The organism is Sorangiineae bacterium MSr11954 (assembly GCA_037157815.1).
Lineage (GTDB): Bacteria > Myxococcota_A > Polyangia > Polyangiales > Polyangiaceae > Pendulispora > Pendulispora albinea.
This window is the reverse complement of sequence record CP089984.1, coordinates 7,256,100-7,270,574: the sequence shown is the minus strand read 5'-3', so window position 1 is coordinate 7,270,574 and position 14,475 is coordinate 7,256,100. Positions and strand designations below refer to the sequence as shown.

Here is a 14,475-nt window from a genome sequence, read left to right as displayed (position 1 = left end):
TCCGAGCGCGCCGCCGATGTGCAATAACGTACAATCCACGGCGGGGGGCCGAGCATTACGGTTTGGGGGCTCACGATTCCGACCCTGGAGAGAACGCATGCCCGTCATCGAGCGAATCGGCCATTTCCATGCCGACATGAAGCACTGGCGCCACGATATCCACGCCCACCCCGAGATGGCCTTCAAGGAGCATCGCACCTCGGACTTGATCGCCCGAACCCTCGAAAAATTCGGGGTAGAGGTTCACCGTGGCCTGGCTGGAACGGGGGTGGTCGGGACGCTTCGCGCCGGCAGCAGCGCGCGGGCCATCGGCTTGCGGGCCGATATGGACGCCCTGCCCATTCGGGAAAAGGGCGACCGCGCGCACGCCTCGATCCACGATGGGATCATGCACGCCTGTGGCCACGACGGCCATACGACGATGCTGCTCGGGGCCGCGCGCTACCTGGCGGAGACTCGAAACTTCGACGGCGTGGTGCATTTCATTTTTCAGCCGGCCGAGGAGAACGAGTGCGGCGGGCAAAAGATGGTGAACGACGGATTGTTCGATCGATTTCCCGTCGAGGCGGTCTATGGCATGCACAATTGGCCCGGGATTCCGGTCGGCTCCTTCGGCGTCTGCGCGGGGCCCATCATGGCGGCGGACGACAAATTCGAAATCGTCATTTCGAGCCGCGGTGCCCACGCGGCCATGCCGCACCTGGGCGACGATCCCATCGTGGCGGCGGCGAGCATGATTGGCGCAATTCAGACGATCGTCAGCCGCACGGCCAACCCGGAGGAGAAGGTGGTGGTCAGCATCACCCAAATTCACGGTGGCAATACGTGGAATATCGTCCCCGAGGAGGTGGTGCTGCGCGGCACCTGCCGCTATTTCGATCCCGGGCTGCGCAAGGTGTTGGAGGACGCCATCGCGCGCGTGTCGACGGGGGTGGCGGCGGCGCATGGAGTCCAAACGACGTTTTCTTATTACAAGCCGATTCCGCCCGCGGTGAACGCGGAGAGACCCACGGCGGCGGCCACGCGCGCGGCCGCGATGGTGGTGGGCGAGGCCAACGTTCGGCGCAACGTGGTGCCGAGCATGGGCACCGAGGACTTCGCCTTCATGCTGGCCGCGCGCCCCGGGTGCTACATTTGGATTGGCAACGGACCCATCGTCGATGGCGTGGGGCTGCACAGCGCCCGCTACGACTTCAACGACGCCATTTTGCCGCTCGGCGCTAGCTACTGGTCCAAGCTGGTCGAGAGCGTCCTCGCGCCCCGCGAGGCCCGCGCGCCCTACCCGTGAGATTGCGCTGGCGCCGCCGGGGCGTCGATCGGAGGATGCGTGCATGGCTTCGCGCTATTGGCGGCTCGACCGGGTTCAGGGCGTCGACCTTTTGCGGTCGGACGCGAGCACCCACCGCTACGCGCGGCACTCCCATGAAGGCTACGCGCTCGGTGTGGTCGAAGCCGGCGCGCATGCCTTCGCCGCCCGCGGCCGCGTTTGGACCGCCGTTCCGGGGTGCGTCATCATCGTGAACCCCGACGATCCCCACGACGGCGGCCCCGCCGATCGCGGTCGCGCGTATTCCTATCGGATGATTTACGTCGACGGCGCGGTGCTTCGCGGCGCGCTCGACGAAGCCGCCGGGCGGCGGACGCCGGTGCCGTTTTTTGCCGAGCCCATCGTGCACGATCCGGCGCTCGCCCGCCGCCTGGTGCGCCTGCATCGCGCCTTCGACGGGACGGAGACGACGCTCGAGCGCGAAGCGCGGCTGCTCACCGCGCTGGTCGAGCTCGCCCAACGCCATGGCAAAGCGCCGGCGGCCGGGGATCCGAAAGGCGGCAGCCCGCGCGACGTGGCCCTGGCCCTCGCGTACCTCTCGGAAAATTTTGCGGAGGATTGCTCCCTGGCCCAGCTCTCCGCGCTCGCAGGCGTCGACCGCTTTCACCTGCTGCGGGCGTTCCGCCGCTGCCTCGGCATGCCGCCGCACCTCTATCAAACGCAGCTCCGTCTTCGCCACGCCAAGCGATTGCTGCTGACCGGCGCCTCCCCGGCCATGGCCGCCGTGGCCTCGGGCTTCGCCGATCAGAGTCATTTGATTCGCAAATTCAAGGCCGCTTACGGCGTGACGCCCGGGGAGTACTTGGGGCGCCACCCTCGCCGCGCATCCTCTGCGCGCCCGGCGCAATACCCCGGCATACGACGGCGTCATGCTGGCGCGTTGGGGGCGAATGTGGAATGACCCTTTTATGGAGCAATTGCCTTACATCGATGAGCATCGTCAGAAGATCGAGGCTCCGGTCGACAGGGTTTGGACGTCGCTGTTGAACGTCCTGCGCGGTGGCATGGTCGGCGGGCCAGTCGCGCGGATTTTGGGCTGCGATCCCGTGGAGGGCACGACCGCGTTCGAGGGCCGGCCCGGGGAAGCGCTGCCCGGTTTCCGGGTGGTCGAGGCCGAGCCGGGCCGGCGGCTGGCCCTGCGCGGGCGGCACCGCTTTTCCGACTATGCGCTGACATTCGTCTTCGAGGGGGACCAGCTGTGCGCACAAACGCACGCTGCGTTTCCGGGCTTCAGCGGGTGGCTCTATCGCGCCGCGGTCATCGGGAGCGGCGGCCACCGGCTCGTGACCCGGCGGCTCTTGCGGCAGATCGCCCGCGCGGCCTGACGGCGGCCTTTCGGGGCGGGTGACCGGGTTCGAGATGTCAGGCCGCGGCGCCGCCGTCCACGTCGAGCGCCGCGCCCGTGATGTACGAGGCGTCGGGGCTGGCGAGAAAGACGATGGCGGCGGTGACCTCCTCGAGGCGGGCCACGCGCTGGATGGATAGCCCGCTCACGAGCTCGTCGAACATGCCGCGGTAGGGGATGGCCATATCCGTATCCATCAGCCCCGCGTGAACGACGTTGACGGTGATCTCGCGCGGGGCGAGATCGCGCGCGGCGCCCTTGGAGTAGGCCACGATGGCGCCTTTGGTGCCCGCGTAGTCGGCCACGCCCGGATAGCCCGCGCGGCGCGCGACGCCGGAGCCGATGGTGATGATGCGCCCGCCCTTGCCGAGCACTTTGACGGCGGCGCGGATGGTGGCCACCACGCCGAGGGCGTTGACGGCCCATAGCCGATCGAGGGCGGCGACATCGCCGTCGGGGGCGTCGATGCGGCTCGGGATGGAGAGGGCCGCGTTGTTCACGAGGATATCGAGGCGGCCGAAATGGGCGACGACCGCGTCGACGAGCGCGGCCGGCCTACCGGGCTCGCCCTGATCGGATTGAAACGCGGCCGCCCTCACGCCTTTGGCCTGGAGCTCGCGCACCACGGCCTCCGCTTTGTCGGCCGAGGCCACGTAGCTTATCGCGATGTCCGCGCCTTCGTCGGCGAGCGCGCGCGCCGTCTCTCTGCCGAGACCGCGCGAGCCCCCGGTGACCAGGGCGACCTTCCCAGTGAGCTTCTTCTCGTTCGTCATGTCCCTTCCTTCGCAGGCAAATGAGCCTCGTGCCCCGCACCAATATATGTACCGATCAGTATTAATGTAGCCATCGACAGCGGCGGTCAAGATGTTTAGTATCGATCGGTATGAAAGTGGAGGAAGCCAGCCCGGCCATGGGACGCCCGCGCACCTTCGACGAGGAGGAGGCGCTGGAGAAGGCGCTCCGCGTCTTTTGGGAGAAAGGGTACGAGGGCGCGTCGCTGTCCGATCTCACCACCGCGATGGGCATCAACCGCCCGAGCCTGTACGCGGCCTTCGGGAACAAAGAGGAGCTGTTCCAGAAGGCGCTCGCGCGCTACGACGCGACGTACATGCGCTTCGTCGGCGAGGCCCTGGCCGAGCCCACGGCGCGCGCGACCGCCGAGCGCTTCCTCGCGGGCTGCGCCAACCTGCAGACGAACCGCGGCGATCCGCGCGGCTGCCTGGGGCTGAACGGGGCGCTCGCCTGCGGCACCGCCGCCGATCCGATCCGAAAGGTGATGGTGGCGCGGCGCGCGGAGGGGCTGGCGGCATTTCGCCGCCGCTTTGCGCGGGCCAAGGCCGAAGGCGAGCTCCCCGCCGACGCCAGCCCGGGCGATCTCGCGCGCTACGTGCAAACGGTGTCGCAGGGCATGGCCGTGCAGGCCGCGTCGGGGGCCACGCGCGCGGATCTGCACCGCGTCGTCGAGCTTGCGATGAAGGCTTGGCCGGGCTGAGCGCTATTCGGCGCCGTCGGCCACATTGCCGGTGTCGAAGAACGCGACCCCGGCGTGGCTGACGATGGAGCCGTCTTCTTTGTCGACCGTCTGCTCGTAGTGCAGCACGCGCGCGTGCGCGCCGTTCGAGCGCGCATGGGCCGCGCGTCCATGGCTCGGCACGTGGAAGCCGTTCGTGTGCGTATGTCCGTTGGTGGTCTTCGGCTTCGCCTTTGCGGGCGCTGCGCGCGTGGGGAGCGATTTCAAGAGCGCGTAGATGGGCGCGAGGCCGCATACCCGGCGCGTATCGAGATCGCGCGCGACGTCGTGCCAGAAGGCGGCGGGATCGCGCTCGACGGCCCGCGCCAGCGACTCGCGATCGGCCTTCTCCAGGTGCGCGCGCTCGCGCTCGGTCATGGCCTGGCGATCGCCGAAGCGCGGGCCCACGTGGGCGAGATCGGCGCCGGCGATGACGACGGTGCGGCCCGGGCGGCTCTCGACCAAGTTGCGGGTGGCCTCCAAAAACGACTCCACGGCCGAGTCCTCGCTCGGATCGCTGCCGCTCGCTTGGTGCTCGCCCAACCCCGCGAGGATGGGCACGATGCGCACGGGCTTTTCGCCGAGCAGGTGCTTCAAGAAGACGACTTGGAACTCGAGCGAGTGTTCGCGTTTGTGATTGAACTGGTCCGCGTACGGATCGAACTGGGCGGCGCTCGCCAGCTCGTCGATGGCCTCGAAGTCGGCGGACACCGTGCCCAAAGGCGTATCGAACGACTTGCGGCAGAGCGCGAAGGGCTCGCGCATGGGCGCGTGGGAGGTGCCAAAGACGATGAACGTGTCGGCCTCCGGCGGGAGCCTCGCCGCCAGGGCGCCGTACGCGTGCCCATAGCCGACGGCCCCGCGCCAGGGATCGATGTGCGGCGCGACCAAGCCCACGATGGGGGCCTCGTGGCCGTCGAGGCTGGTGAGGCCGGGGCTGGCGCGGCCGAGACAGCTCTCGTCCAAGTACTTTCGAAGATCGGCCGCCTCGTTCGAGTAGGCGCCGCCGGCATGCGCCGCCTTTCGGACGGGCGAGGTCGCGAAGGCGCGTTCGACATTGGCGCGCGCGCGATGAAAGGTGGGGCTATCGAGGAAGAGCGCCTCGTCGAGCTCGTCGGCGAGCTTGCGAACGAGCTCGACGGAAATGTCCACGCCGGCCTCCGCCGATGCGTCGCGTGCAATCTGCTCGTGAGGGTGTTCGCCCGTAAAGCGCGCGACCACCGGCACGAGGGCTGGCGGGATGCACGCGTGGCCGCTCGCGATGCCGTGGGTATCGCGGAGCACGAGGACTCGACCGTGACGGGAGTCGGGGACGACGAGGGTTTCGAGGGAGCGAAGGCGCGGGTACTTGGGCAAGGCGGTTAGCTTCGATAGAGTCTTACGCTCGTCCGGTGACAGAGTGTATGTGATGCTCCGACACCTGTGGGCGAACGCTCGAGGAGTAGAATGCCATTAAGGTCCGTCGAGTGCCCGCGCCCGAGGTCCGTCGCCGCTGACGAAGACCGACTTTCCTCGGCGAGGTCCGCTGCCGGGGATGGCCGGTTTTCAACTCGGCGCAGCATCGTTGCAAAGGGCCTTCGCGACCTCCTTCTCGGTCCGATGATCGTCGGTGCGCTCTACGTTTCGGTGCTCGCGACCGGCACGGGGGAAATGAATCGGTCGGGCACCGGCCCGATCTCGGGCGCGGGCGCGGGCGCGATGTTGGGCGTGGGGGCGGGTTGGCTCGTGCGCCTTCGGGACCGGGTGGCAGGGCGGACGTCGCGACGGTGGTATGGGAGCGCGCTCGAGTCGCTCGCCGTGGTGGCGGCGATGCATGCGATTTTCGTCGCGTGGAGGATGGCGCACGTGCCAGCACGTTACGCCACATCGTTCTACGCGAGGGGCGGGGTGCTCCGGCTCGTGCAGATCGTGGTGTGCGATCAGCTTGGACCGGTCGGGGTGGGGATCGTGGGTGCGCTTCTCGCCACGGTCTACCTGGCGGGGCCGGCGACGTGGCCTGCGTGGCTTGGCGCGCTGGGTCAAGGGTGGCGCTTTCTTACATTGAAGGGCGCTCTCCGTAGATGGGGGGCGGTGGCGTTCGTGCTCGGGGTCGTTGCGGCGGCGTGGGGCGCTTGGCGTTGGCGTGCAGCCGCGGCATCGACGGTGGCGGCGTTGCGCGAGGGCGTTGGCGCGGGGGAGCGCGGGGAGCCTCGGGGGCGGATGAACGTCTTGGTTCTTGCGGCCGGCTCGCTGCGATTCGATCGCCTCAATCCGAGGACCATGCCGAACATGAGCGGGTTCGCGGCTCGGGCCACGGTGTTCGATCGGATGTATGTCTCGCTTCCGCGCACGCTTCCGTCGTGGGTTTCGCTTCTCACGGGGCGGCACCCGCACCACCATGGAATCGACTCTTCGTTCGCGCCGCGCGCGGATCGCGCGCGCGACGTCGCCGCGCTCCCATCGCAGTTTGCGCGCGCCGGTTACCGCACGGTGGTCGCGGGCGACTCGGTCGCGGACGTCTTCGGTCGGATCGACCTCGGCTTCGCCGGCGTTCTCGATGCGCCCGACCTCGGTCTGTCCGACCTCGATGCGTCCGGCGCGCCCGAGCTCTTCGAGCGACTTCGCCCGGACGAGCCGTTCTTCGCGGCGGTGAGCCTCGGCGCCGCGCGGCGCCCCTATGCCCCGCGCGCGCCCTACCACCTGCGCTTTACGGCGCCCGGGTACCGCGGTCCATTCAAGTACCACGGGCCTCTGGACGTGGCGCGCGCGCAACCCGTGCTCCGCGCAGACGACGAAGCGCAGCTCCGCGGTCTTTACGACGGCGCCGTGGCCCAGATCGACGACGCCTTCGGGCGCATCGTCCGGGAGCTCGCGTCGCGCCACCTGGCGGAGCGCACCATCGTGGTCCTGGTCGCCGATCATGGAGAGCAGCTGAATGAACGAGGGCGCGGCTTGGGCCCCGGCGAGCAGCTGTTCGGCGACGAAGGGACGCACGTGCCGCTGGTCGTCTTCGATCCGCGCCACCCCGTGGGCCGCCATGAGCCGCGGGTGGTGCGCGACGTCGATCTCGCGCCGACCTTGTACGAGCTGGCGCAGGTTGCGCCGCCCGCGGGGATCGCGCTCGATGGTCGCTCGCTCGCGCCCGCGCTCTCCGGAGAGGGGCTGGCGCCGGCGCTGGCCTACGCGGAGTCGGATCCGAGCGCCAAGGCCGGCGAGGCGCACCCGTTGGTCGCCGCGGCCAAGCACCGCATGGTGCGCGACGCGCGCTTCAAGCTGGTGTACGTGCCCACTCGAATGGGTGCAGAATACACGCTTTACGACACCGCGCAGGATCCCGCCGAGGCGCACGACGTCGCGGCGCAATTTCCGGAGGTGCTCGCGCGCCTTGGCGAGGAGCTTCGCGCCTATGTCGCGCGCGATCCGGACCTCGCGTTTCGCGACGGCATGGCGGTGCCGCGCGCGCCGGAGCTGCCCTACAGCGTGCTCTGGATCGCCATCGACGGCCTGCGCGCCGGCGCGGATGGCGGCTTGCGCGCCGGCGCGGGCGAAGTCCTCCCGCCCGCGCTCGACGCCCTGGTACGCTCCGGCGTGCGATTCACGGACGCACATGCGGCCGCCACCGCGCTCCGCCCCGGCACCTTGGCGTTGCTGGCGGGCGGGCGCCCGACGGAGTTTGGCGTCGAGCCATGGAACGCGCCGCTGCGCGCGGCGGACCTCGCCCGTTACCGCGCCGCCGATCCGCCGTTGCTCGCGCGCATCCTGCGGAACCACGGCGCTCGGACGCGGGCGGTGGTGAACCATCCGTTCATGACGGGTCCCGGCGCGAACGGGACCGCCATCACGAACGCGCACCACGATTCCCCCGCCCAAGGTCTCGACATGGGCTTCGACCAAGTCGCATCGTACCGCGATCCCGCCACCACGCCCGATATGGCCATCACCCGCGACGCCACGTCGTTCCTCCGCGAGAGCTCGGGCGCCCGCTTCTTCCTCTTTTGCAACTACGGCCCCGAAGCCGCCCAAACCGACGAGCCCCTCGGCGATCTCCTTCGCGCCCTCGACGAAATGCGCCTTCGCGAGCGCACCCTCCTCATCGTGACGTCCGCCCAAAGCGAAACGAGCCACATCCCGATGATCGTCGCCCTGCCTGGCGCTCTCCCCCGCGGCAAGCTTCTCTCCGACCGCGTGCGCAGCATCGACCTGGCCCCGACCGTGCTCGAGTTGGAAGGCCTAGAGGCCCCCAGCCGCATGTCGGGCCGCTCGCTCCTCCCGCTCCTCCCGCTCCTCCCGCTCCCGCGCGACGCGCCATCCGACCGCGCCGAACGCGTCGCCCTCACCGAAGGCCATCACCTGCGCGCCCTCCTCGCCGGCCCCTACCGCCTACTCCTTCACGGCGGGCGCGAGGCGCTCTTCGATCGAACCACCGATCCCGCCGAGACGACCAACCTCGCCGCCGCCCGACCCGATGTGGTCGCCGAAATGCGCGCACGCCTCGTTGCCGCGGAGACGAACGTCCCGGTGGTTGGCACCTCGCCCGAGCCCCGCCCGACCGGAACGCCCATTCAGCTCCGTTTTGCGGGCGCCGGTGCGGCGCATCGGATCCAGGGCCATATCGAGGCACGCACGGACGCGTTGGCACGCGGTGGTCCGCCGCGCATTCGCGTCGAGCCCGCGGGCATCGCCTTCGAATCGTTCAAGGTCGATGCGGCAGGCGTCGAGTTCGCCTTTTCGACCGCCTCGGATGGTCCAGTGGGGTTCGACCTTTCCGTCGAGCCCGCGGACGCGCACCTGGGGTGGGAGCTTTACATGGATGACCGGCCTTGGCCGCAGGAGCGAATCTTTGCCGGCCCGCTGGGCCTCTCGGAGCCACGTCTCGTTCACGGAATCGACACCGACGAAGCGCGTTCGGCCATCCTTTCGGCGGCTCTGCCCGCGATCGATGCTGCGCGCGATCTCGGGCTTTTCGTGACCCGCGCGCCCCGAGGATCATTTTCGAGCGCAAAGTGACCTTCTCGATTGACGGCGCTTCCGCTATAAGCGCGCGGCGCCATGAGGCTCGCAACCCTGCTCAGCCCCGACCTGAAGCAGCTCCTCAGGGAGGACCCGGATCAGGTGCGTGAACTGCTCGACGAAATTCACGCCGAAGACCTCGCCGACATCGTTTCCGAGCTCGAGCCTGACGAGGCCGCGCAGCTCCTCGCGCGTCTGCCCGCCGACGAGGCGGCCCCCATCTTCGAGCGCCTCGACGAGACCGAGCAGGAGGAGCTCGCCGAGCTGATGCCACCCGAATCGGTGGCTCACATCGCCAGTGAAATGGAGCCCGACGATCGGGCCGACCTGTTCAGCGTCCTCCCCGACGCCATCGGCGACAAGATCCTCGAGAGCCTCGAGCGGGTGGACCCGGAGGCCGCCGAGGCCGTCCGCGAGATCGAAAAGTGGCCCGAGACCAGCGCGGGCCACTTGATGACCACGAACTACCTGGCCGTCGAGCCCTCCATCCGCGTAGGCCAAGCCCTCGACGCCGTCCGCGAGTTCACCCTCGAGAACGAAAATAGCCCGATCTACGCGGTGTACGCGCTGACCCCCGAGGGCGCCGTGGCGGGCATCGCCTCCTTGCGGCAGCTCATCATCACCTCGGGCCACGAGCCGCTCGAGAGCATTCTCCGCACCAACATCATCAGCGTTCCCCCCGACATGGACCAAGAAGAGGTCGCACGCCGTATGGCGAAGTACGACCTGAACGTCATGCCGGTGATCGCGGAGAATGGCTCCCTCTTGGGGGTCATCACCATCGACGACGTCATCGACGTTCTGACCCTCGAGCAGACCGAGGACGTTCAAAAGCTCGGCGGCGTCGAGCCGTTGGACGTCCCTTACTTTCAAACCCGCTTTTCAGAGTTCATCCGCAAGCGGGGCGGCTGGCTGGTCATTCTCTTCGTCGGCGAGTTTTTCACCCAGACCGCCCTTCGCTATTACGACCCCATTTTCAAGGTCCTCGAGGGCGCCAGCTATTACATCCCGCTGCTCATCTCCGCGGGCGGCAACTCCGGCTCCCAATCGTCGACCCTGATCATCCGCGGTCTGGCCGTTGGCGAGGTGCGCGGGCGCGACTGGTGGCGCGTGCTCGTCCGCGAGCTCCTCATGGGCCTGGTGCTCGGTTCCATCCTGGGCGTCATCGGCTTTGCGCGGGTGCTCATGTACCGCGATCAGTCGATGGCCTTCGCCTTGACGATCGCGCTCACCTTGGTGGGCATCGTGGTGACCGGGTGCACCATCGGCTCGATGCTCCCACTGGCGCTCAAGAAGATTGGGCTCGACCCCGCCACCAGCTCCACCCCCTTCATCGCCAGCCTGGTCGACGTCGCCGGCATCGTCGTTTTCGTCCACGTCGCCCGCATCGTGATGTCCAGCGTGCTCCAAGGCGCGCAGTGACCCGCTAGTCCATACGCCCCACACGGTCGGCCGGATCCGCGCACGGTTGCCTTTCTTTGGGCAGGATATTTTGGCGCGCCCACGGCAAATTTTATTTTTGAGCCAGCCGTGATGGATTTAGGGAGCTCGCCCCAAGCCAAATATGCTTGGCTGAGGCGCCATTCCAAACTGGTTTGCCGGCGCGAAACATGGCAGGAATTTTGGCGTCAAAGGACGTGAGGGGGAAGACGAAATGCAAACGAGTCCGAGCAATGATCTCGAGGCCCTGGTCGATATTCAACGGTATCAAGACTGGATCCTGAAACCTTACTCTCCTTATCTGAGAGGTTCCGTGCTCGAGGTCGGAGCGGGAATTGGAAGCCTTTCCATGCATTACGCGCATTCGGTCGAGCGGGCGGTGCTCGTCGAGCCGGAAGGAAAACGGGTCGCCGTTCTTCGTGAGCGCGTGGCGCATCTTCGTTCGGCGGAGGTCGTCGAAGCATCCATCGAGTCGTGGCTCGGCGCGAATGGCGCGGATGGCGCGGATGGTGCGCAGCATGAAACCTTTGACGCGATCCTGATGATCAATGTCCTCGAGCACATTCGCGATGACGCGATGACGTTGCGACGACTCTACGAACGGCTGCGGCCGGGCGGCGCGTTTCTTTGTTTCGTGCCCGCCTGCCCCTGGCTCTATGGAACATTGGACAGACTCGTCCACCATTACCGGCGCTACGAGCGCAAAGGGCTCGAAGCTTTGCTTCGAGAAGTCGGGTTTGACATCGCGACTTTGAACTATTTCGATATCGCAGGCATCTTACCTTGGTGGTTTGCCGGCCGAGTCCTTCGCCAGACCGCGTTCAACGCTCAGGCGGCGATGATTTACGATCGTTTCATTGTTCCGTTGATGTCCAAAGTCGAGCAGCTCATGCCGCCGCCGATCGGGAAAAACCTAACGTGCGTTGCTGTGCGACCGATGTCGGAGACCGCAAGGAGCTAGCCATGTCGATGTTGTCGATCATCATCCCATGCTTCAACGAGCGCTCGACGATCGAGGCCATCGTCGACCGTGTGCTCGCGCAGCCGTTCGATATGGAAGTGCTCATCGTCGACGACGGTAGCACCGACGGTACCCGCGGCGTCCTCGAGCGGCTCTCCCAGCGGCAGCCGCAAATTCGGGTGCTGCTGCAGCCCCAAAATCGAGGAAAGGGCGCCGCGCTTCGGCGCGGCATTCGGGAGGCCACGGGCGATTTCGTCCTCATTCAGGACGCCGACCTGGAATACGACCCCGGCGACTACGAAACCTTGCTCGCGCCGCTGCTGAGCGGCAAGGCCGACGTCGTCTACGGCTCACGCTTTCAGGGGGGTACCCGGCGCGTGTTGTTTTTCTGGCACGCGGTCGGCAACCGCCTGTTGACGCTCCTCAGCAACATGGTCTCCGACCTCAATCTCTCCGATATGGAGACCTGCTACAAAGTCTTCCGCCGCGAGATCATCCAGAGCATCCTCCTCGAGGAGGACCGTTTTGGCTTCGAGCCCGAGGTCACCCTCAAGGTGGCGCGAAACAAACAGATTCGCATCTACGAGGTGCCCATTTCGTACCAAGGCCGCACCTACGAAGAAGGAAAGAAAATTGGGCTCAAGGACGGATTCCGTGCCCTGTATGTCATTACCAAGTACGGGTTCGTGAACCGCAAACACGCGCCTTGGGTGACGGAGGGTGCGCCGGTGCGCTCGCCCGAGCCGGTGCGCTCGCCCGAGCCGGTTCGCTCGCCCCAGCCGGTGCCGGTGCTCGAGTCGGTGTCCGAGGCCATGTCGCCGCTCGACCCCCCGCTCGATCCGGTGTCGGTGCTCGAGGTGGCCGACGGGCATCTTCGGGTCGAGGCGCGCACCGAGCCGTTGGCGATGGCCGGCGGCAAGGCTTGAGAACCGGAAACGGCCACCTTGCTCCCCCTACCTTCGTCGCACGTGCGATGGTCCGATCGCCGTCTGTTCGGCGCCTGGGCCGCCATCGCGCTCGCCCTCGTCATCGCGCTGGCGTTTCTGCCCGCGACCATGATCAACGCCGATGAAGTGCACTACGCCGGGCAGGCGCGCGCGCTTCTGCATGGCCGGCTGGTCCCGGCCGATGGCGATGCGTTCCCCACGCCGCTCGTCGACGCCGCCCAGCATGTGCGCTACCCGCTCGGCTGGCCCTTGCTCCTGGCGCCGGCCGCCGCCATCGGCTTTCGGTGGATGTACCTCCTGCCGCTCGCCGCGCATCTGTTCGGGGGCGCGCTGGTGGGCCGACTCTTGACCCGCCGCGGGATCTCGTCGTGGCTCGCGGCCGCGTACCTGTTTCATCCGCTGTTCTGGAGCTTTTCGCGAACCCTGATGTCGGACCTCCCCGCGGCCGTCTTGCTCCTCGCCGCCATGGATGCGTGGGAGGAAGGGAGGCCGGGGCGCAACGCGCTCGCCATCGCCTATTCGTGCTTCATTCGAATCGGCGCCATCATTTCGGCGGTCGGCTTTGGTCTCTCCATTTTGCCGGACGCGTGGAGGCGGCGCAGGGACGTGGTCCTCATCGGCGCGGCATCGGCGGTCGCCATCGCCGTGGGGTGGTGGATCACGCGGCTCACCCACGTCGACACGGCGCACTACGGGTACGCGCAGAGCAGCAGCAGCTTGCTCAACGGCAAGACGTTCTTCGAGAACCTCGTGCTCTACGGGGCGGGGCTCCTGCTCATTCCGCCGTTTCCCCTGCTCTGCATCGTGCTCGCGTTTCGCCGCTGCGAGCGCTGGATCCTCACCGCGATCCCCATCTTGGTCTTCTTCCTCCTGTACTCGTACCACGACCAATCGGCCCGCTGGCTGGAGACGCTCCTCGGCGGGCAGCGGCTGGTGCTCACGGCGCACGTGGTGCTTTTCGTGGCCACCGCGGGGGTGTGGTCGCGGCTCCCGCTCCTGAACCGGCCCGCGTGGGTGTTGGCCGGCGCGGCGTTGGTCGGCATCGCCGCGTGCCTGGCGGTTCGCAGGCTCGAGAGGCGCTATGCGGGCGCGGTCCAGGCCATCGCGGCGTGCGAGCCGGCCCGTCTCGGGTTCAACTCCAACGCCAGCCGCGCCGCGCTATCCATCGACGCCAAGGAGTACCATATGGTGGACGACCGCGATCCGGTGGGCCTGGGCGACGTGGTCTTGATCGCGCCCCAGTACACGTCCAATCGCCCCAATGTCGAGCTCTTGCCGTATACGATCCCCAGCTCCTTGCGCGATGGAGCGCGCAGCTGCCGCAGGGTGGGCGAATATTACCTCTTCGACATGGCCGGCCGATGCCCGGCCGCCCTCGAGGACACCGGCTGCGACCCTCACCCCTCGCACGCTTCGCACTGAAGCCGCTTGGGACGGCGCGCGCCGCGGGCCACCGTCTCCCCGCACACGCACGCCCAGCCGATGATCCGCGCCGGCACCCCCGCCACGATGGCGTGGCTCGGAACGTCGCGCGTGACCACCGCGCCGGCCGCGATCATCGCGTGCGCGCCGATGCGCACGGGCGCCACCAATGTTGCGCTCGCGCCCACGGTCGCCCCCCGCTCCACATAGGTCTCGTCCCAGGCGCCGCCGGCCGCGGGGCCCCGTGAAAAAGCTGCGCGCGGATGGCGCACATTGGTGAAGGTGGCTGCGGGGCCTACGAAGACGTCGGCCTCCAGGATCACGCCGTTCCAGACGCTGGTGTGGCACTGGATGCGGCACCCGGGCCCGATGCGGGCGCCGCTCGCCACGAAGCAGAATGCGCCCACCACCGCGTCGGGGCCGATCGTCGCGCCCGGTTGGACGATCGCCGTGGGATAGATCTTCGCCGGTTCACCAGGACGCGGGCGCGGTGTAAAGGAAGGCGGGCTGCTCTCTCGCTTCGGCATTCTTCCG

General features: G+C 67.8%; 12 protein-coding genes. 9 read left to right on the top strand and 3 right to left on the bottom strand.

Annotated features, from left to right (window positions below):
* Positions 1 to 97: 97 nt before the first annotated feature.
* Genes LZC94_28195 through LZC94_28185 form a run of 3 tightly spaced genes read left to right on the top strand, consistent with a single transcriptional unit; the run spans position 98 to position 2,652 of the window.
* Positions 98 to 1,288, top strand: coding sequence for a M20 family metallopeptidase (locus LZC94_28195; GenBank protein ID WXB11727.1), 1,191 nt, complete (start codon positions 98 to 100; stop codon positions 1,286 to 1,288).
* Between the two features lie 43 nt (positions 1,289 to 1,331).
* Complete coding sequence (locus LZC94_28190) at positions 1,332 to 2,228, top strand: AraC family transcriptional regulator (GenBank protein ID WXB11726.1); 897 nt, start codon at positions 1,332 to 1,334, stop codon at positions 2,226 to 2,228.
* 16 nt (positions 2,229 to 2,244) lie between these two features.
* Positions 2,245 to 2,652 (top strand): hypothetical protein, encoded by a 408-nt coding sequence (locus tag LZC94_28185; protein ID WXB11725.1) that lies wholly within the window; start codon positions 2,245 to 2,247, stop codon positions 2,650 to 2,652.
* A gap of 37 nt (positions 2,653 to 2,689) precedes the next feature.
* Here the strand turns inward: LZC94_28185 and LZC94_28180 are convergent, their stop codons facing one another.
* Complete coding sequence (locus LZC94_28180; protein ID WXB11724.1) at positions 2,690 to 3,445, bottom strand: SDR family oxidoreductase; 756 nt, start codon at positions 3,443 to 3,445, stop codon at positions 2,690 to 2,692.
* 110 nt (positions 3,446 to 3,555) lie between these two features.
* Between LZC94_28180 and LZC94_28175 the strand changes: the two genes are divergently transcribed.
* The gene (locus tag LZC94_28175; GenBank protein ID WXB11723.1) at positions 3,556 to 4,164 is read left to right on the top strand and encodes a TetR/AcrR family transcriptional regulator; all 609 of its coding nucleotides are present in this window, start codon (positions 3,556 to 3,558) and stop codon (positions 4,162 to 4,164) included.
* 3 nt (positions 4,165 to 4,167) lie between these two features.
* Here LZC94_28175 and amrB read toward each other — a convergent pair whose 3' ends face one another.
* Positions 4,168 to 5,538 carry an AmmeMemoRadiSam system protein B gene (gene amrB, locus LZC94_28170; protein WXB11722.1) on the bottom strand — a complete coding sequence of 457 codons (1,371 nt, stop codon included), beginning with the start codon at positions 5,536 to 5,538 and terminating at the stop codon, positions 4,168 to 4,170.
* A 714-nt stretch (positions 5,539 to 6,252) separates the two neighbouring features.
* Here amrB and LZC94_28165 point away from each other — a divergent pair.
* From LZC94_28165 to LZC94_28145, 5 genes are all read left to right on the top strand, one after another.
* Complete coding sequence (locus LZC94_28165; GenBank protein ID WXB11721.1) at positions 6,253 to 9,168, top strand: sulfatase-like hydrolase/transferase; 2,916 nt, start codon at positions 6,253 to 6,255, stop codon at positions 9,166 to 9,168.
* A gap of 42 nt (positions 9,169 to 9,210) precedes the next feature.
* Positions 9,211 to 10,593 carry a magnesium transporter gene (mgtE, locus tag LZC94_28160; GenBank protein ID WXB11720.1) on the top strand — a complete coding sequence of 461 codons (1,383 nt, stop codon included), beginning with the start codon at positions 9,211 to 9,213 and terminating at the stop codon, positions 10,591 to 10,593.
* A gap of 232 nt (positions 10,594 to 10,825) precedes the next feature.
* Positions 10,826 to 11,572: a class I SAM-dependent methyltransferase gene (locus tag LZC94_28155; GenBank protein ID WXB11719.1), complete on the top strand. Its 747-nt coding sequence runs from the start codon at positions 10,826 to 10,828 to the stop codon at positions 11,570 to 11,572.
* A 2-nt stretch (positions 11,573 to 11,574) separates the two neighbouring features.
* A complete protein-coding gene (locus tag LZC94_28150) occupies positions 11,575 to 12,498 on the top strand; it encodes a glycosyltransferase family 2 protein (protein ID WXB11718.1) in 924 nt (307 codons plus the stop codon).
* Between the two features lie 18 nt (positions 12,499 to 12,516).
* A complete protein-coding gene (locus tag LZC94_28145; protein WXB11717.1) occupies positions 12,517 to 13,941 on the top strand; it encodes a hypothetical protein in 1,425 nt (474 codons plus the stop codon).
* Here LZC94_28145 and LZC94_28140 read toward each other — a convergent pair.
* Complete coding sequence (locus LZC94_28140) at positions 13,917 to 14,468, bottom strand: N-acetyltransferase (protein WXB11716.1); 552 nt, start codon at positions 14,466 to 14,468, stop codon at positions 13,917 to 13,919. The two genes, LZC94_28145 and LZC94_28140, sit on opposite strands and share 25 nt — an antisense overlap.
* Positions 14,469 to 14,475 lie beyond the last annotated feature (7 nt).